Source organism: Streptomyces sp. NPDC051664 (assembly GCF_044453545.1).
Classification (GTDB): Bacteria; Actinomycetota; Actinomycetes; order Streptomycetales; family Streptomycetaceae; genus Streptomyces.
Genome location: NZ_JBITCU010000017.1, coordinates 116,989 through 135,791 on the forward strand (window position 1 = coordinate 116,989; position 18,803 = coordinate 135,791).

At 68.5% G+C, this 18,803-nt stretch carries 14 protein-coding genes and 1 pseudogene; 9 read left to right on the forward strand and 6 right to left on the reverse strand.

Annotated features, from left to right (window positions below; genetic code table 11):
* Positions 1-126: 126 nt before the first annotated feature.
* Positions 127-2,553, forward strand: a complete 2,427-nt coding sequence (locus ACIA8E_RS27565; RefSeq protein WP_399301994.1) for a glycosyl hydrolase family 95 catalytic domain-containing protein — start codon at positions 127-129, stop codon at positions 2,551-2,553.
* Positions 2,550-3,812, forward strand: coding sequence for an SGNH/GDSL hydrolase family protein (locus tag ACIA8E_RS27570; protein ID WP_399301995.1), 1,263 nt, complete (start codon positions 2,550-2,552; stop codon positions 3,810-3,812). Before ACIA8E_RS27565 ends, ACIA8E_RS27570 begins: the two co-directional genes overlap by 4 nt.
* A 421-nt stretch (positions 3,813-4,233) precedes the next feature.
* Here ACIA8E_RS27570 and ACIA8E_RS27575 read toward each other — a convergent pair whose 3' ends face one another.
* A complete protein-coding gene (locus ACIA8E_RS27575; RefSeq protein ID WP_399301996.1) occupies positions 4,234-5,313 on the reverse strand; it encodes an NAD(+)/NADH kinase in 1,080 nt (359 codons plus the stop codon).
* A gap of 254 nt (positions 5,314-5,567) precedes the next feature.
* On the opposite strand from ACIA8E_RS27575, the pseudogene ACIA8E_RS27580 reads away from it, so the two are divergent.
* Positions 5,568-5,702: pseudogene (locus ACIA8E_RS27580) on the forward strand (aldo/keto reductase); the annotation flags it as partial.
* A gap of 182 nt (positions 5,703-5,884) precedes the next feature.
* Positions 5,885-6,679 (forward strand): SDR family NAD(P)-dependent oxidoreductase, encoded by a 795-nt coding sequence (locus ACIA8E_RS27585; protein ID WP_399301997.1) that lies wholly within the window; start codon positions 5,885-5,887, stop codon positions 6,677-6,679.
* Between the two features lie 222 nt (positions 6,680-6,901).
* Here the strand turns inward: ACIA8E_RS27585 and ACIA8E_RS27590 are convergent, their stop codons facing one another.
* Positions 6,902-7,810, reverse strand: coding sequence for an aminoglycoside phosphotransferase family protein (locus ACIA8E_RS27590; RefSeq protein ID WP_399301998.1), 909 nt, complete (start codon positions 7,808-7,810; stop codon positions 6,902-6,904).
* Positions 7,811-8,207: 397 nt separating this feature from the next.
* Between ACIA8E_RS27590 and ACIA8E_RS27595 the strand changes: the two genes are divergently transcribed.
* Positions 8,208-8,675: a DUF1348 family protein gene (locus ACIA8E_RS27595; protein ID WP_399301999.1), complete on the forward strand. Its 468-nt coding sequence runs from the start codon at positions 8,208-8,210 to the stop codon at positions 8,673-8,675.
* A gap of 284 nt (positions 8,676-8,959) precedes the next feature.
* On the opposite strand, the gene lpdA is transcribed toward ACIA8E_RS27595, so the two are convergent.
* Entirely contained in the window at positions 8,960-10,372 is a 1,413-nt protein-coding gene (gene lpdA, locus ACIA8E_RS27600) for a dihydrolipoyl dehydrogenase (protein ID WP_399302000.1), read from the reverse strand.
* A gap of 463 nt (positions 10,373-10,835) precedes the next feature.
* On the opposite strand from lpdA, the gene ACIA8E_RS27605 reads away from it, so the two are divergent.
* Positions 10,836-11,783 carry a TauD/TfdA family dioxygenase gene (locus tag ACIA8E_RS27605; protein WP_399302001.1) on the forward strand — a complete coding sequence of 316 codons (948 nt, stop codon included), beginning with the start codon at positions 10,836-10,838 and terminating at the stop codon, positions 11,781-11,783.
* A gap of 50 nt (positions 11,784-11,833) precedes the next feature.
* Here ACIA8E_RS27605 and ACIA8E_RS27610 read toward each other — a convergent pair whose 3' ends face one another.
* A complete protein-coding gene (locus ACIA8E_RS27610) occupies positions 11,834-12,766 on the reverse strand; it encodes an NADP-dependent oxidoreductase (protein ID WP_399302020.1) in 933 nt (310 codons plus the stop codon).
* A gap of 245 nt (positions 12,767-13,011) precedes the next feature.
* Entirely contained in the window at positions 13,012-13,794 is a 783-nt protein-coding gene (locus ACIA8E_RS27615) for a MerR family transcriptional regulator (protein WP_399302002.1), read from the reverse strand.
* Between the two features lie 461 nt (positions 13,795-14,255).
* Here ACIA8E_RS27615 and ACIA8E_RS27620 point away from each other — a divergent pair, with 461 nt between their 5' ends.
* Positions 14,256-14,693 (forward strand): hypothetical protein, encoded by a 438-nt coding sequence (locus tag ACIA8E_RS27620; protein WP_399302003.1) that lies wholly within the window; start codon positions 14,256-14,258, stop codon positions 14,691-14,693.
* Positions 14,694-14,878: 185 nt separating this feature from the next.
* Here the strand turns inward: ACIA8E_RS27620 and ACIA8E_RS27625 are convergent, their stop codons facing one another.
* Positions 14,879-16,297: a DEAD/DEAH box helicase gene (locus tag ACIA8E_RS27625; protein ID WP_399302004.1), complete on the reverse strand. Its 1,419-nt coding sequence runs from the start codon at positions 16,295-16,297 to the stop codon at positions 14,879-14,881.
* A 218-nt stretch (positions 16,298-16,515) separates the two neighbouring features.
* Here ACIA8E_RS27625 and ACIA8E_RS27630 point away from each other — a divergent pair, with 218 nt between their 5' ends.
* Together ACIA8E_RS27630 and ACIA8E_RS27635 are read left to right on the forward strand one after the other, a co-directional pair.
* On the forward strand, positions 16,516-17,136 hold the full coding sequence (locus tag ACIA8E_RS27630; RefSeq protein ID WP_399302005.1) for an L-threonylcarbamoyladenylate synthase: 621 nt from the start codon (positions 16,516-16,518) through the stop codon (positions 17,134-17,136).
* Between the two features lie 89 nt (positions 17,137-17,225).
* Entirely contained in the window at positions 17,226-18,743 is a 1,518-nt protein-coding gene (locus ACIA8E_RS27635; protein ID WP_399302006.1) for a glutamate synthase subunit beta, read from the forward strand.
* Positions 18,744-18,803: the final 60 nt, after the last annotated feature.

Below are 18,803 nucleotides of genomic sequence, written 5' to 3' on the forward strand. Positions count from 1 at the left end.
ACCACATCCGGGGGCGCGTCCTGATCGGCGCGCCCCCGTCCCGTGCTACCCCTGTCCGCGCTCCCGCCCGGGCTTCCCGATGCCGTACCGCGCCCTCCCCCATGTCCGCAGGAATGGAGTAGTCCCGTGAACGACCAGCATCCGCACACCCCTGCGCAGCCCAGCACCAGCACCAGCCGCCGTCGCGTGCTCTCGCTCGCCGCCGCCGTCGGATCGCTCACCGCTCTCGGCGGCCTCCCCGCCTTCGCCGCCACCGCCCCGCCGAAGCGCCCCACCACGTCGCCGATGCTTGCCGAGGGCCAAGGTTCGACGACGCGGATGTGGTACCGCGCACCGGCCGGCGAGAAGACGATGCTGGAGCGGGCGCTGCCGGTCGGCAACGGCCGGCTCGGCGCTCTCGTCGGCAACGACCCTTCGCACGAACTACTCTTCGTCTCCGACGCCGCCATGTGGACCGGCGGGATCAATGACGTACTGGAGCAGGACGGGCAATTCCCCTACGGGCGAACCGATTTCGGCAGCCTCACCCAGCTGGCGCATGTGACGGTCGATATCCCGGAGCACGATCTCGGCACGGTCAACAGCTACCGCCGCGAGCTCGATCTCGCCCAGGGCCTGGTGACCTCCAGCTACATCCGCTCGGGTGTGTCCTTCGAGCGCCGTGTCTTCGCAAGTCAGCCGGACGACGTGATCGTCGTGCAGTTCTCCCAACGCGGTGGCGGTCACTACACCGGCACCGTTTCGCTCGACGGCACGCACGACGAAACGACATCGGCGGACGGCGCGCACGACAGCCTCTCCTTCGGCGCCGAGTTCACCAACGGGCTCCGCTACGGCGCCGCGGTCACCGCGGTCAGCATGAGCGGATCGGTCACCACCCAGGGCTCGAAGATCGTCTTCACCCGGTGCGCGGATCTGACAGTCGTGATCAGCGGTGGTACGAACTACTCCCCCGACGCGCAGGCCGGCTACCGGGACCCGGACCTCGACCCGGCCGCACTCGCCAGGACCAAGGTGCGGACCGCCGTGCGCCATTCACCCACCACCCTGCTGCACACCCATGTGGCCGACTACCGCGACCAGTTCGACGGTATGCAGATCTCGCTGGGCCCTTCCACGGCCGAGCAGCGGTCGCTCGACACCTGGGAGCGGCTGAAGGCGCGTACCCAGCAGGACGAGCCCGACCCGGAGTTCGAAGCGCTGTACCTCCAGTTCGGCCGCTATCTGATGATCAGCAGCTCTCGGGGCGGCCTTCCGGTCGCCCTCCAGGGCCCATGGCTGGACGGCAACGACCCGGACTGGATGGGTGATTACCACACCGACATCAACATCCAGATGAACTACTGGATGGCGGACCGGACCGCGCTCTCCAGCAACTTCGACGCGTTCACCGACTACTGCCTCTCCCAGCTTCCGGTCTGGACGGAACTCACCCAGAGCCTGTTCAACGATCCGCGCAACCGGTTCCGCAACTCCTCGGGCAAAATCGCCGGCTGGACCGTGGCGTACTCCACGAACATCTACGGCGGCCTGGGCTGGTGGTGGCACCCGTCGGGCAATGCCTGGCTGAGCAACACCCTGTGGGAGCACTACGAGTACACCCAGGACCGGCAGCATCTCGCGAAGATCTACCCGCTCCTCCACGGCGCCTGCGAGTTCTGGGAGACCCGGCTGCTGACCATGACGGTCACCGACGCGGACACCGGCAAGGAACGTGAGGTCCTCGTCGCCGACAAGGACTGGTCGCCGGAGCACGGCCCTCAGGACGCGAAGGGCATCACCTACGCCCAGGAACTGGTGCGGGATCTCTTCGCGCACTACCGCGAGGCCAGTGCGCTGCTCGGCAGGAACGCCGCGTACAGCAGGACGATCGCCGGGCTCCAGGAGCGGCTGTACATGCCCGAGGTCAGCCCGACGACCGGCTGGCTCCAGGAATGGATGTCCCCGGACAACCTCGGCGAGACCACTCACCGCCATCTCTCCCCGTTGGTGGGCCTGTTCCCGGGCGACCGTATCCGGCCCGACGCGTCGCCCGCGGCCCTGGTGAAGGGCGCGACCGAACTCCTCACCGCGCGGGGGATGGAGAACTTCGGCTGGGCGAACGCCTGGCGGTCCCTGTGCTGGTCGCGACTGAAGCACGCGGAAAACGCGTATCAGCTGGTGGTCACCAATCTGCGGCCGTCCGTCGACGGGAGCAACGGCAGCGCGATGAATCTGTTCGACATCTACGAGACCGGGAAGGGCCGTGGGATCTTCCAGATCGAGTCCAACTTCGGCACTGCCGCCGCCGTGATCGAGATGCTGCTCCACTCGCGCCCCGGACACATCGAACTGCTCCCCGCGCTGCCCGCAGCCTGGACGCCGTCCGGCTCGGTCACCGGCATCGGGGCACGAGGCGGTTTCGTAGTCGACCTGAGCTGGCGCGACGGCAGGGTTCGCGAGGCCACCGTCCGCAGTGTCGGCGGGCGCAGGACGACGGTGACGGCAGGCGGCATCTCGCACGACGTCGACCTCCGCTCCGGGGAATCCATCACGCTGCGGAACTTCCGATGAGCCACGCAGCGCACCGCGCCCTGATCGCGGTCGTGGCCCTCACCGCCACGGTTCTCGCCCCCGCCCACGCCTCCTCCGCCACCGCGGCGGCACCTCCCGTGCCCGACCGGTCGGTGGTCACCTGGGCGGCCAGCGCGGACCGGCTGGGCGAGGCCCCGTCCGACCGCAGCTACCGTCTGGTCGTACGGACCAGCGCGGGCGGCAGCGGAATGCGCATCCGGGTGTCCAACGCGTTCGGCGACCGGCCACTGGTCATCGGCAGCGCATACGCCGGGCTGCGCAAAAGTGGTGCCCGGCTGGTCGCGGGCTCCAACAGGAAGCTGCGCTTCGACCGGGCGGCGTCCGTGACCCTGGCGCCGGGCGAGATCCGCTACAGCGATCCACTGCCCGGGAGGACCGAGGCCGGCAGCGATCTCGCGGTCAGCCTGTACGTACGGACGGCGGGCGGTCCCGCCACCGGGCACGGGATGGCTCTGCAGACGTCGTACGCGACCACCGGGGACCACGCGGCCGAGGAACGGGACGGCGCGTACACGGAACAGCTCGGTTCGTGGTTCTACCTCGACGCGGTCAGCGTGGACACCGGCGCCGGCGCCGTGGTCACCCTCGGCGACTCCATCACGGACGGCTGGCAGTCCACCACCGACAAGAACCTGCGCTGGCCCGACTTCCTGGCGCGCCGGCTGCACGGGGCGCCGGGCTCCACGGTGCAGGGTGTGGCCAACGCGGGGATATCCGGGAACCAGGTCCTGGTGGACGGCGCCGGGCAGAGCGCGCTCACGCGTCTCGACCGCGACGTACTGTCGCTGCCCGGGGTGCGCACGGTGGTCCTGTTCGAGGGCGTCAACGACATCAAGTCCCACAGTGGTGTCACGGCGGCCTCGCTGACGGCGGGTTACCGCCGGATCATCGACCGGGCGCACGCGGCGGGGAAGTGCGTCGTCGGCGCCACTGTCCTCCCGTACCAGGGCTGGTCGGAGTGGGATCCGCAGGGGGATGCGGTACGCATGGAGGTGAACGAGTGGATCCGCACCAGCGGCGCGGTGGACGCGGTGGCGGACTTCGACAAGGTCCTGCGCAGCCCGTACAACCCGCAGCGGCTGCTGCCGACGTTCGACGGAGGGGACCATCTGCATCCCAACGACAAGGGCATGCAGGCGATGGCGGACTCGATCGACCTCGGGGACCTCGAGTGCGACGGCGCGAGCGGGCGAGCCCGCGCGGAAGCAGGTGAACCCGCGGCCACGCCCCCGTCCTGACGCCACGCCGGCCGTTCGGCGCGCCCGGGTGGAGATCGATCAGCCGTGAGCCGATCCGGGGCCCGTCGGGACCGCATGTGTCACCGTGCGTGATCCCGACGGGCCGAAAGCCGGCCTTGATGCAGCGGCTCCCCGGCAGCGTTGCCCAGCGGCACAGGAGAGTGTTGCCTCGGAAGCCAAGAGCACCCGGCGGTCCTGGAAGGCGGCACCCGATGCGCGAGGTCGTCCTGCTGGTTCGGCACCCCGGATTCGTCGAACGCACCCTCACCTGACGGTCAGAAGCCCCGCGCCCCGCGACGAACGGGAATCCGAAGCCTTTCTCGCCTTCGTCTGCATCGAATCGCCACACCCCCGGTTGCCACTGACGCCTCACCGCCCCGCGTCACCGGGAGTTCACCCGACGACTGTCCCCCGGCCCGCCTCAACCACCGCCCGCCGCGTCCCTGTCCGCCAGAGGCAAATGAAGATGGGCCAGGTCGCGCGGAACCGGGCCGTCGGGACGGAAGAGCGGTGCGCTCTCCCCGTAGGCGGCCGTGGCCGGAGCATCCGTGAGGCGAAGACGCGTGCGCAGCCGCCCGTAGAAGTCATGCGGGCCGAGTCTGATGACCCGCAGACGATGCGGTGCCGCGTACACCCCGAGCCAGTCCCCGGCGTCCAGCACGCCACGCAGATGGCCGTCGATCGTCACCGCGCCTTGTCCCGAGTGGGGCAGGACCCGGACCGCGATCGGTTCATCCGACGCTACGACCACCGTCCGGTCGAATGTCATGTGCGGCGCGACGGGTGTGAAGATGACGGCATCCATGCGGGGTGAGACCACCGGACCACCTGCGGCGAAGCTGTAGGCGGTCGACCCGGTGGGGGTGGCCATGATGACGGCGTCGGCGGAGTACGAGGCGAGGAGCCGGCCGCCGATATAGACGCCGAGACTCACCTGCCGGTCACGGGCCAGCTTCTCCACGACGACGTCGTTGAGAGCGGTGACATCCAAAGCCACGCCCCAGCCCTCCGCCCCGGCCTCCGCGTCCCGGTCGACCTGAGGTGGCGGCAGCATCGGGCGTCGTCCGTAGCCCATCAGAGCGTCGATGTCCTTGGGCACCTCGAGTACGCGGGAGGCCCTCATCGTCAGCAGCATGCGCTCCTCGACCGCCGCCCTTCCGCGGTGGACGGCGTCGAGCGCCCGTACGACGTCCTCGGCCGGCACCTCGGTCAGGAAACCGACCCGGCCCAGGTCGATCCCCAGAACGGCGCCATCGGTCTTGGCAGCGATCCTGGCGCCGCGCAGAAACGTCCCGTCGCCGCCGAGCGTCACAATGAGATCAGGGTTGCCTGCGACATCGGCCTCCTCCCGCCCACCACGCCGACGTTCGTCGTCGCGCCACACGTCGATGTCCGTGCACGGAATGCCTTCACCCGCACACCAATCGCGTACGACGCGCGCCGTGGCAACAGCCTCGGGGCGGCCCTGGTGGACGACGACTCCCACCCGCTCGACACTCATCTCGGTCCAACTCCCCGCGATCCGACGATGTCCTCACCCCACCTTGAATGGTCCGAGGGTGTGTCGGCCCCGTCGACGGGCCGACACACCGCTCTCCATCAGGCGATCGGGTCCGCCGGGCCGCCACGGGGACCGGTCGACGGGTCCTGCGGGTGGCCCTGAGCGAGGCCTGCCGTCACCCTTCAGGGTCTTTCCCGATCCCCTGCACGCGCCATGACGCCGTTGCCGATCCTCGACGCGGAAGGATCGGTGCCATGAGCATTCCCACTCCGAACGTCACGCTCGACAACGGTGTTGTGATGCCGCAGCTCGGCTTCGGCGTCTTCCGCATTCCGGACGAGGAAACCGCCACCGCCGTCACCACCGCCCTCGACTGCGGCACCCGAACCGGCCCCGACCCCGACAGCTTCAATCAGCGGATACGTGAAGGCCGATGGGCGGCGCCCCCGAACACCTGGGCGGATGAGTTCGCCCGTCGCACGCTCGCCGGCTGCTGCCGGCATCCGAACACCGTCGCACCGACTGTCGGCGGCGGGCCGTGTCGCACCACCCACGTGTCCGAGGAGGAACCGTGCTCATCGATCTCACCGGCAAGACCGCGCTCGTCACCGGATCCACGCAAGGTATCGGCTTTGCCATTGCCTCGGGGCTGGCCCGGGCCGGCGCCCGCGTAGCTGTCAACGGCCGCCGCCCGCAGTCCGTGGACGATGCCATCGAGAAACTGCGGCAGGAGACGGACCGTGACTCCTTCATCGCTGCGCCCGGCGACATCACCACCGACGACGGCGCCCGGCAGGTCACCGAAGCAGCCCCGGACGTCGCCATCCTTGTCAACAATCTGGGCATCTTCGGGGCGACCCCTGCCCTGGAGATCAGCGACGATGCGTGGCGTCAGTACTTCGACGTGAACGTGCTGTCCGCTGTCAGGATGATCCGCACCTATCTCCCCGCCATGAAGGACCGCTCCTGGGGGCGTGTCCTGAACGTCGCAAGCGATGCGGCTGTGGTCACCCCGGTGGAGATGATCCACTACGGCGTGTCGAAGACGGCTCTGCTCGCTGTCACGCGGGGCTTCGCCAAGGACGCCGCCGGTACCGGAGTCACCGTCAACTCGATCATCGCCGGGCCGACTCACACCCGCGGCGTCGAGGATTTTGTGTACCAACTCGTCGACCCCGGTCTTCCCTGGGACGAAGCGCAGCGGGAGTTCATGGTCAAGCACCGGCCTCAGTCGCTCCTGCAGAGACTGATCGAGCCGGAAGAGATTGCACACATGGCTGTATATCTCAGCTCGGACCTCGCCTCCGCCACGACCGGCGGCGCCGTGCGCGCGGACGGGGGATACGTCGACTCCATCCTCCCCTGACAGGTGACGAACGTGAGGATCCCCGCAGCGACTATCTCGTCCGAGTGGCTTCGCGCAGGCGGTCGAGGCACTCGGTGTCAGTGAGCCGGCAGAGTCCCTGTCGTGCCTCCGGCGGCGAAACGGCCGGGCAGCAGGTTGCTGTCGCATCGGTCGCACAACTCGACGGCCGCCGCTCGTGGATGCCTCGAAACGGATGATTCAACGTGGTCCCTGGCGGGTCCGTCACCTTCGTGTGCCCTGCCGATCAGCGCCCTGGGAAGCGAGTACCTCGCGGATGACGTGGCGGGCATTGGCAGAAATGATCGCGTTTGTGTTGCGGAAGTACGGGAGTTGGATGACGGCCATGGCCAGGGCCCAGCCGCGGCCACGCGCCCATGTCGCGTCGTCGACGTCCACGGCGTCCCGGAACGCGCCCCTGGCCGAGGACGGAAGCAGGTTCCATGCGGGGATCAGGTCACAGGCGGGGTCCCCGACGCCGACGGTGGCGAAGTCGAGCACGGCGGTGAGCCTGCCTCGGGCGACGAGCAGGTTGCTCGGCATGAGATCGGAATGTGCCCAGCGGGGTGCTGCGCTCCATGGCCGCGCGGCGAGCGCGTCCTGCCAGGCAGCCACGGCCGCGCCGGCGTCGAAATCTTCGTCGGTGTGGCGCAGTTTCTCGATCGCGGCGCGCGTCTGCGCATCGACCTTCGCCAGCGGAGACCCTCGGTAGGCGCGGGGCCCGCCTTCGACGTGGGTGTTTCGCATGGCCTTGATGAACTCGGCCAGATCGCGCGCGAGGAGCTCGGGCTCGTCGAGGTGGTCCTCGACCGGACTTTCGCCTTCGATCCACCGATGCACCGACCAGGCCCACGGATATCCCTCGGCGGCTTCCCCCATTGCGACCACGGTCGGAACAGTGACGGGCAGACCGGGAGCGAGCTCGGGCAGCCACCGTTGCTCCCGATCGAGATCCTTGGCGCCGCCCTCCGTGAGGGGAAGCCGGACGGTCAGTGCGTCGCCGAGCCGGTAGACCGCATTGACGGTGCCCCCGGAGGTGAGCCGCTCGACCGGCAGATCCGCCCACTGCGGAAACCGTCCACCGACCAGCCGCCTGACGAGGTCTGCGTCGATGTCCGTCTCATCAGCATGCATCTTGACCATCCGCCAAAGAAATGCCCCAGGAGCCCGGCCGTCAACTGATTTCGCCACGCCGACGCGCAGCACCGGGCGCTTCGCTGCGCCCCTCCTCCGCGATTTCGGGTCGCCGGTTCCTGTCGTGCTGTTGGGCGAGTGGCGCCTGCCGCTGTCGGAGATCCGTCTGCTGCGCTGACGGCCCCGGAGCCGTCCTCAGCGCGTGAACGAGCACGCAATGCTGTATCGGTACCGAATTCACCCAGATCACCATGACTCCCCTGGCGGGCCCCGGCAAGGCCGGCCGGCACGATGTTGATGACGTGAATCGCCATGCGATGCGGGTGCGGTCGACTGGCAGGCGGGTACAGGCAGCCCTAGCGTCGAAGTCAGAGCGCCCAGTCCTGAAGGAGCAGTGATGACCGCACGCCCGCCCGTCCCCCCGTTCACACGGGAGACCGCAATCGAGAAGGTCCGCCAGGGAGAGGACGGCTGGAACACACGTGACCCCGAGAAGGTCTCCCTGGCCTACACGGAGGACTCGCGTTGGCGCAACCGGGCGGAGTTCGTGACGGGACGCGACGAGATCGTCGAGTTCCTGAGGCGCAAGTGGACCCGCGAGCTCGACTACCGGCTCATCAAGGAACTGTGGGCGTTCGACGGCAACCGGATCGCGGTGCGGTTCGCATACGAGTCGCACGACGACTCCGGCAACTGGTACCGCTCGTACGGCAACGAGAACTGGGAATTCGATGAGAACGGGCTGATGGCCGTACGGCACGCCTGCATCAATGACCTGCCGATCAAGGAAACGGACCGCAAGTACCACTGGCCGGTCGGTCGCCGCCCCGACGACCACCCCGGTCTCAGCGACCTCGGGTTCTGATCCCGGAGGCGCTCCTGCGGCACCCGAAGCGTTGTGGGCCGCATGGCGCGGCGCGGGGTCGCACGGACAGTCGCCGGCTCCCCGAAGGGCAGGTGCACGAAGTCGGCTCCGGCCACCACGCCTACGACTGGCGGGGAGCCGCCGCGCCCGACCGGGAGGTTACAGAAGGCGGGCATGCTGCAGCCACCGCCGGGCGAGGTGCCGTCCGGGGCGGATTCATGGTCTTCCCCGGCCCCTGGCGAGGGAGCCGACGGAGTCCGGGGGCAACGTGTGACGCCGCCTTCTCACATGTTGATCATGTGCCCGGCGAGCCCGTGCACGGCCTCCTTGACCGCCTCGCCCAGCGTCGGGTGCGCGTGGACGTTGCGAGCCACCTCGTGGACCGTCAGGTCCCACTGCTGGGCCAAGGTGAGCTCTGGCAGCAGTTCGGTGACGTCCGGGCCGATCAGGTGGGCGCCGATGATCTCCCCGTACTTCGCGTCGCTGATCAGCTTCACGAAGCCGGTCGTGTCGCCCAGTCCGTGAGCCTTGCCGTTCGCGGTGAAGGGGAACTTGGCAACCTTGACGTCGAAGCCCTTCTCGCGTGCCTGCGCCTCGGTCCAGCCGAAGCTGGCAACCTGCGGCTGGCAGTACGTGGCACGCGGGATCATCGGGTAGTCGAGCTCCATGGTCTCGGCTCCCGCGATGGTCTCGGCCGCGACCACGCCCATGGCCTCGGCGGCATGCGCAAGCATCAGCTTTGCGGTGACGTCTCCGATCGCGAAGATGTGCGGTACGGATGTACGGCAGCGGCCGTCGATATCGATCGCCCCGCGCTCGGTGAGGTGTACGCCGGTGCTCTCCAGGCCGTAGTCGGTGACGTTCGGTGCGAAGCCGATCGCCTGCAGAACCTTGTCGGCCTCCAGAACCTGTGGTGCGCCGTCCTTGCCGATGACCGTGACGCGGACCTGCGGGCCGGACTCGTCGATCGAGTCGACGCGGGTGGAGGTGAGCACATCGATGCCCAACTTCCTGTACTGCCGCGCCAGTTCGGCAGAGACGTCCGCGTCCTCCAGCGGCGCCATCCGGTCCAGGAATTCAACGACGGTGACCTTCACACCGTAGTTGTGCAAGACATACGCGAACTCGACGCCGATGGCCCCGGCGCCCGCGATCACGATGGACTGAGGCAGGTCCTCCGCAAGGATCTGCTCCTCGTACGTCACCACGCGTGAGGTACGACGGGTCCCTGGCAGCAGCTTCGGAGTCGCTCCGGCGGCGATGATGCAGTGGTCGAAGCCGATCGTCCGGGTCGAGCCGTCGAAGAGGGCCACGTCGAGCGTGTGCGCGTCCACGAACGTGCCACGGCCGCTGATCTCCGAGATCCCGTTCTTCTTCATCAGGTAGTGGACACCCTTGACCCGGCCGTCCGCGACACGGCGGCTGCGCCGGAACGCCTCGCCGTAGTCGAAGGAAACCTGCCCTTCGACCTTGATGCCGAAGGTCTTGGCCTCGCGGGTGACGATGTGCGCCAGCTCGGCGTTACGAAGCAGGGCTTTGGTCGGGATGCAACCGACGTTCAGACAGACGCCGCCCCAGTATTTGGCCTCGACAACGGCGACGCGTTTGCCCAGCTGGGCTGCTCGAATGGCGGCGACATATCCGCCTGGGCCTGCTCCGAGTACGACGACGTCGAAACGCTCACCTTGCTCATCCATGGAGATTTCCTTTCTGACGCGGATCGGCTCCGGCCACCGTTGAGAACCGACTCATCCTGGTCGAACAGCCTGTGCACCGGCCGGCCGGGCGTGGTTTCCGACACCCGTCCGCGGGCGGAAGATCACCCGGAAGACAATGCGGGCGACCGGCCGGCCGGTCACATCATCGCTCGTCTTCGGACCCCAGCAGCATGCTCCCTCAGCCGGATCGGCTCGGCACGCCGGTCGCGCAGACGCCCCGTCTCTCGCCCGCCGCTTCCGCCACGCGTCGGAGGCGGTCACCGGAAGATCCGGTGACCACCTCTCCGCGTACAGGCGTCGGAACGCTCGTCAGCCTCCTGGCGGACGCCGGTGCCGACCTGAGCCGCCAGGGCACTCGGAGCCTTTTACGATCGTTGCCGACGAGGAAGCACGCGTCGAGGAGAGTGCCCGCGGGGTACCCGGGTTCAGGATCGGGGTCGGCATGACAGTGATCGCGGAAGTGCGCGGAGCGGGCGGCTGGTGCGGCGCCGAGGTCGCCGCCAGCGACGGCTGGCGGGTCGAGCTCAGCGCCGTCCATCAGGCCGAACTGCGCGCCGCAGTCGGCGCCGTGGAGTCCGCCGGCCTCGGACTCGCCGACTTCTCACGCGAGGACTTCCCGTTGCCGACGCTCGGCCCCATGCTCCACCGCCTCGTCGACGAGCTGATGGACGGCCGCGGTTTCGTGCTGCTGCAGGACACGCCCGTCGCCGATCTGAGCGAGCAGCAATGCGAGATCCTCGCCCTGGGAGTGGGCCGACACATCGGCCGCACCGTCCCACAGGGTCCTGGCAAGCACGTGCAACACGTACGCGACCTGGGCGTCGCCCCGTCGGGCTCGACGAGTTACAGCTACCAGCACAGCGGGCGGCTCGGCTACCACGCCGACCCGAACGACGTCGTCGCGCTGCTGTGCATCCGGCCGGCGAAGTCCGGCGGGCTCAGCTGCATCGTCAGCTCGGTCGCGGTGCACAACGAGGTCGTGCGCACCCGCCCCGACCTGGCTGAGGTGCTGTACCGGCCGTGGTGGCGCGACCGGCGCTCGGGAGACGGCCCCGACAGCTTCTATGCGAGCCCCGTCTACACCGTGGACAGTGCAGGGCGGCTGTCCACGTCCTACGGCCCCGACTACATGCGTTCGGCGCTGCGCGGCGCCCACGTGCCACCGTTCACCCCTGCGCAACTGGAGGCGATGGAGCTGCTCGACGGCCTCAACAACGATCGCCGCTTCACACTCGCCATGGACCTGCGCGCGGGCGACATGCAGTTCCTGAACAACCACGTCACCCTGCACAGCCGCACCGAGTACGTGGACCACCCGGAGCCGGCGCGCCGCCGTGACCTCGTCCGGCTCTGGCTGAACACCGACCAGGACCGGCACCCGCCGTCCTGAAGGACAGGACGAGCACGGTCGGCCCGGCAGTACCGGGCCGACCCGTTGGGTTACTCCACGACCAGGACGATCTTGCCGGTCGTTCGGCCGGTCTCCCCCAGCGCGTGGGCCTTGGCCGCATCTGTGAGGGGGAAGGCGGCCTCGATGTGGGCGCGGAGAGAGCCGGCCTCGACGAGATCCGCGATCGCCTTCATGCCCGCGTGGTCGGACTCGACGAGGAGTGTCTCGACGCGGATGCCCAGCTCGGCTGCCTTGGCCGCCTCCTGCGGCGAGCCGCCGTTCAGGAGGGAGACGAGGATGCCGCCGGGGCGGAGTACGTCGAGGGAGCGGGCGCGGGTCTCGCCGGAGAGGGGATCGAGGACCATGTCGATGTCCTGAACTGCGTCGGCGAAGTCGACGGTGCGGTAGTCGATGACTTCGTCCGCACCGAGCTCGCGTACGAAGTCGTGCTTGGGCGCGCTCGCGGTGCCGATCACGTACGCGCCGAGGGACTTGGCGATCTGCACGGCGAGGTGGCCTACGCCACCGGCCGCGGCGTGGATGAGGACGCGCTGCCCGGCCCGGACTTCGGCGGTGTCGACGAGTGCCTGGTAGGCGGTGAGGGCGGCGAGCGGAAGTGCGCCCGCCTGGACGTGATCGATGCCGGTCGGCTTATGGGCAAAGGCGCGGGCGGGAGCGGTCACGTACTCGGCGTGGGAGCCGACACCGTACGGGTAGGGCAGCATGCCGAAGACCTCGTCGCCCGGCTTGAAGAGGGTGACCCCGTAGCCGACGGCCTCGACCACCCCGGAGACGTCCCAGCCGAGAACGAGTGGAAGGCGGTCGAGGAACATACGGTTCGCCCGGTGCTTCCAGTCGGTGGGGTTGACGCCGGCCGCCCGGACGGCGACCAGAACCTGACTCGGGCCCGGGACGGGCTTGGGGAGCCGGACTTCCCTGAGCACGTCCGGGGTTCCGTAGGCGTCCTGACTGATCGCGCGCATGGTGGCCTGGTCGGTGTTGTTCGTCATGCGTCCAGCGTGCCGGTCTTCGCCGTTCCGTGCCAGGACATGCATGCGATCTTTCATCGGGATCCTGACATTGGTTCCGGCAGGTGGCACTGGATCCTGACGTCCTCCTTCCCGCGCGCCCTGCACGCAGGGTTGAGAATCAGCGCAAGTCGGCCGGGTGGACGGTATCTCCTATGAGCCATTGGGATTCGGCCACTTGTGTCGCCGGGGCCGACCGGTCAGCGAGCTTGCCGCGCCCGTTCCAGATAGTCGACCAGAGCGGTCATCCGGTCAGCGGGCCAGGGCAGACTCCGGCTGAGTTCGGCGCTGTTGTCCTGCCACATGCGTCGCGCTGCGGCCTTGGTCTGTTCGCCCGGCTCGCCGACGGCGTGGAACGTGGCGCCCAGTTCATCCCAGCACCGGACGAGGTCCTGCACCTGCGGATCATCGACGGGGGTGCTGTCCCGCACATGGCCGAGGAGCTGTTCGACCAGCTCCGCCCATCGGCTCTTGGCCGCCTCCACGGCGTCAGGGCCGAGTTCGGCCCTACGCTCGGCCAGTTGCTCCCGCTGCTCCTGCGCGAAACCGGTCTCGTACACCGAGATCATCTCCAAGGTCGTCATGAATTGATCCGGATCGGGCATCGACGATTCGTCCAGCTGACGCACCAACCCGTGAATCCGGTTACTGAGCCGGTCGATGCGTTCGGCCTGCTCCTGCAGGTTGCGAAGCTGAGTGGTCAGTAGGCCTCGCAGCGTCACCAGATCGTCCGACGAGTCCTCGAGCACGCCCGCGATCTGCTCCAGCGACAGTCCGAGTGCACGCAGCGCCCGGACCCGGTACAGCCGCCGCAGATCACCTTCGTTGTAGCGGCGATGCCCTGAGGCAGTTCGCTCGCTTGCGCTCAGCAGGCCGATCTCGTCGTAGTGGTACAGCGCGCGCACGGTCAGCCCGCTCGCGTGTGCAAGGTCTCCGATGCTCCACCGACGTCCGGTGGCGTCCTTCCCGATCACGTCGACCACGCTAGAACCTCCCGTCGCGGGAGGTTCAAGGGCCGAATTCGGGATACGCCCATACCTTGATCGGTATCGCCCCCTGCACAACGCCACCGCTCGTCGAGCGGAAGATGAACGAGCAGGTCATCCGATGACTCGGAGGTCATTCACGGACAGCCCTCAGCCGGACGCCAGAACACGATCGAGCGCCGTCCGATCTGCAGTCCCCATGTCGGCCGGCCGCCGGGGAGACCCGTTCCCAGGCCCGGCCGATGCATATGGGTGCATATTTACTACTTTGCGAAGTTGTTATCTGTGTGGGTGGTGCGTCCCCGGGCGCGGCCGTAGCGTCGATAGCGGAACATCCGTTGAGGAGAGGCCGGAAGAGCCGTCAGGCGCCTGCTCCGGTTTCCGCGGCCCGCACCGCGTAGCGGGTCGGGCGTACGCGAGGCCTCATGGGCTCGGAGAGCGACTGCTGGGGAGCGGACATGCAGAGACTCAAACTGAAGACAGCGGTCCTGATCTGTGCCGTGGTATCTCTCGCAACAGCAGTCGTACCGGCTTCGGCTTCCACAAAGCCGAAGTCGCCCGACACCGTGGTCGTCGACTGCTTCTCGGACCCTCAAGCACGCCCAGGCACGTTCCTGATTGCCTGCGGGGACGGCAACAGCATCCTCACCGCGCTCCGGTGGTCGGCCTGGAAACCGAAGTTCGCGACGGGCAGCGGGCTCAACGTGCTGAACGACTGCCGGCCCTACTGTGCTGCGGGCAAGTTCCACTCCTACCCGGTGGCCGTCAGGCTCGACCGCCCGGAGTCATGGCAGAAGCATCCTGGGAAACGGCACTACACCGAGCTGCACCTCGTCTACACCGGCCACAGGCCGCCGCACATGCCGAGAGAAGTGACATACCGGCTCTGGAACTGACGGTTGGCCCGAGTCACTCGACGTAGCGCGTTCAGCGGCCGCCTATCGCACTCGGCGCGGATGCGCCACATATACCGCCGGCAGACGAAGAATCTCCTCGTGTCGCACTGCCCGAAGAAGCCGGGCTCCCCTGCCCCCTACAGACCCGATAGTGGCGCCTGACATGCACCTCTACCGTCAGGCGCCTACTCGGAGCCGCGGCGTACCCGTGCGGCCCTGCGGGCCTCGGCCATCTTGCGGGCATCACCGCCCCGGCGCGACCCGCCACCGGTGCGCCCGGCTTCACCCCGGGGGGTCCCCATGCCGCGGAACGGCGCGTTGCCGCTCTTCGGGCGCGCTGCGGCGGGACCGCCGTCGAGGGGAACGCCGGAGGGGGTCCGGGCACCGGTGATCCGGCTCAGTTCCGCCTCGCCGGAGCGCACCGCGGTGATCTTCGGCGTGATGCCGGCGTCAGCCATGAGCCTGCTCATTTCTCGGCGCCCGCTCGAAGGGACCAGGGTGACGACACTGCCGGACTCACCGGCACGGGCGGTGCGCCCTGCACGGTGCAGATAGTCCTTGTGGTCGCTGGGCGGGTCGACGTTGACCACCAGGTCGAGGTCGTCCACGTGCAGGCCCCGGGCGGCGACATTGGTGGCCACCAGCGCGGTGACCTGACCGTTCTTGAACTGGGCGAGGGTGCGCGTGCGCTGGGGCTGGGACTTTCCGCTGTGCAGCGCGGCCGCACGGACACCGCTGGCCCGCAGGTGTTTGGTCAATTGGTCGACCGCATGCTTGGTGTCCAGGAACAGGAGCACCCGGCCGTCGCGGGCCGCGATCTCGGTCGTGACGGCGTACCGGTCGGCGCCGTGGACGGTCAGCACGTGGTGTTCCATCGTCGTGACCGCCCCCGCCGACGGGTCGACCGAGTGGACCACCGGGTCGTGGAGGTAGCGGCGGACCAGCAGGTCGACATCGCGGTCCAGGGTCGCCGAGAACAGCATGCGCTGCCCGTCGGGGCGCACCTGATCGAGCAGTTCGGTGACCTGGGGCAGGAAGCCCAGGTCACACATCTGGTCGGCCTCGTCCAGCACGGTGATACGCACCCGGTCCAGGCGGCAGTCCTTGCGCTCGATCAGGTCGTGCAGGCGTCCGGGGGTCGCTACGACGACCTCGGCCCCGGCGCGCAGCGCACCGGCCTGCCTGCCGATCGATATGCCGCCGACCACTGTGACCATCCGCAGCTGCAGAGCCTGGGCGTACGGAGTGAGCGCCTCGCCGACCTGCTGGGCCAGCTCCCTGGTGGGGACGAGGATCAGCCCGAGCGGCTGCTTCGGCTCCGCACGCCGGCGTGCGATCCGCGTGAGCAGCGCCAGGCCGAAAGCCAGAGTCTTGCCCGATCCGGTACGCCCCCGGCCCAGGACGTCCCGGCCCGCGAGGGAGTTCGGCAGCGTCGCCGCCTGAATCGGGAACGGGTGGTTCACGCCGAGGCCGGTGAGCGTCTCCAGCAGGGCGAGCGGCAGGTCCAGGTCGGCGAACGACGCCGCCGCCGGGAGGGCCGGGGTGATCGTATCCGGCAGGGCGAATTCACCCGTCGGGGCGTTCGTGCGAGCTGGGCGCGTCATGGAAGCCTTCCTCGATGTGCGGCACGTATCGAGGAATTCCCGGCAGACGGAGAAGCCGGCAAACCGCAAGAACGGGCAAGTGAAGATGATGGAGGCCATCAACGGTAGCAGCCGGTCCTCACCGGGAGCGTGAAAGCTCAAGCGCCGGAGGGGCCGGCCACCTCGCCGCTGCGATCCGGTCCCTGACCGCGGCTGCCCGGATCGCATAGGCTCGGCGGATGGCAAAGTACTTTGACGTGCACCCCGACAATCCTCAGCGGCGCGCCATCAGCAGCGTGGCTGACAGCATCCGCTCCGGTGCGCTCGTCGCGTACCCGACGGACTCCTGTTATGCCCTGGGATGCCAGCTGGGCAACCGTGACGGCATCAGCCGCATCCGGTCGATCCGGAACCTCGACGATCGTCACCACTTCACCCTTGTGTGCGAGGACTTCGCGCAGCTGGGCCAGTTCGTGCACATCGACAACGATGTGTTCCGCGCGATCAAGGCAGCCACGCCCGGCAGCTACACCTTCATCCTCCCCGCGACGAAGGAGGTGCCGCGCCAGCTGCTGCACCCCAAGAAGAAGACGGTCGGAGTCCGTATTCCCGACCATGCTGTCGCTCAGGCCCTGGTCGCCGAGCTCGGTGAGCCGCTGCTGTCCAGCACGCTGCTCCTTCCCGACGAGGACGAGCCGTTGACGCAGGGCTGGGAGATCAAGGAGCGGCTCGACCACGTGGTGGACGCCGTGGTCGACTCGGGAGACTGCGGCACCGAACCGACCACCGTCATCGACTTCTCCGAAGGCGAAGCGGAGATCCTACGCCGAGGAGCAGGCGACACCACACGCTTCGAGTAGCCGTACCACAAGCCCGATGAAAGAGGCATGAACCAGGCGTAGGCTGAGCAAAACGCCGGTACACCGCAATTGGGCGATGGAGGCGGAGCATGACCGACCCCCACGGCTTCCTCAAAGTTCCCCGTCGGCCCGTTCCGGCGCGCCCCGTCGAGGAACGGCTGGGCGACTGGAACGAGGTCTATGCGGGGCAGGCACGGCTTCCGCTCGTGTCCGAGCAGGCGGGGCGCTGCATGGACTGCGGCATACCGTTCTGTCACAGCGGCTGTCCGCTGGGGAATCTGATCCCCGAGTGGAACGCGTACGCGGCGAAGGACGACTGGTGGGCAGCCGCCGAGCGACTGCACGCGACGAACAACTTCCCGGAGTTCACCGGGCGGCTGTGCCCGGCCCCATGTGAGGACGCCTGCGTGCTCACCATCAATGCCGATCCGGTGACGATCAAGAACGTCGAGCAGGCGATCGCCGACGAGATCTGGGCGCGCGGATACGCGCCACCGCGACCGCCCGAGCGGCTCAGCGGGAAGACCGTCGCCATCATCGGCTCCGGACCGGCCGGACTGGCGGCAGCACAACAACTCACCCGCATCGGTCACACCGTCGCCGTCTACGAGCGCGCCGACCGCGTCGGCGGACTGCTGCGCTACGGCATACCCGCGTTCAAGATGGAGAAGCAGCACTTGAACCGCCGCATCGAGCAGATGCGGTCGGAGGGCACGAAGTTCCGCACGGGTGTGGACGTCGGCGGCGATCTCGACGCCATCGAGCTCACAAGACGTCACGACGCGGTGGTCGTGGCCGTCGGAGCCAGGGGACAGCGGGAGCTGCCTGTCCTTGGCCGTGAGCTGCACGGCATTCATCAGGCCATGGACTACCTGACCTTCGCCAACCGGGTCGGGGAGGGCGACTACGTATCGTCCCCCGTCACAGCCGAGGGCAAGCACGTGGTGATCATCGGAGGCGGGGACACCGGTTCGGACTGTCTGGGCACCGCCCTGCGTCAGGGCGCGACGTCAGTGGTGCAGCTGGACATCAATCCGGAGCCCGGCGAGGTCCGGCGGGACACCGAGCCCTGGCCCACGTATCCGAAGGTCTACCGGATCTCCCACGCCCATGAAGAGGGCCGGGAGCGGGAGGGTACGGATCCGCGGATCTTCTCCTCCGCCACCCTCCGTCTCGAAGGGGACCGGCACGGCCACGTGCGCGGCCTGCGCCTGGCGGAAGTGGAACTCGAGGACAGAAGGCCGCGGCCGGACACCGAGCACGTGATCTCGGCGGATCTGGTGCTGCTCGCGCTCGGCTTCCACGGGCCCGAACGGGGCACCGGTCTGATGAAGCAGCTCGCGCTCACGCTGGACGACCGGGGTAACTTCGCCCGGGATGCCGACTTCGCCGCCGAAACGGCGGAGCGGGCCCGGAGCCCCGAGCGGATGGTCCGTGCCGGAAGGGACGGGGTCTTCATCGCCGGCGACGCGGGACGTGGCCAGTCCCTTGTGGTGTGGGCCATCGCAGAGGGACGGTCCGCCGCGGCCGCAGCGGACCGCTATCTGAGCGGCTCCACAGAGCTGCCGGCCCCCGTCGCCCCGAGCGACCGCCCCCTGGTGGCATGAGCGCTTCCGGTACCCCGTGCCCACAATCACGATCACTGCTCCGCCTGAGCCACAGCGACC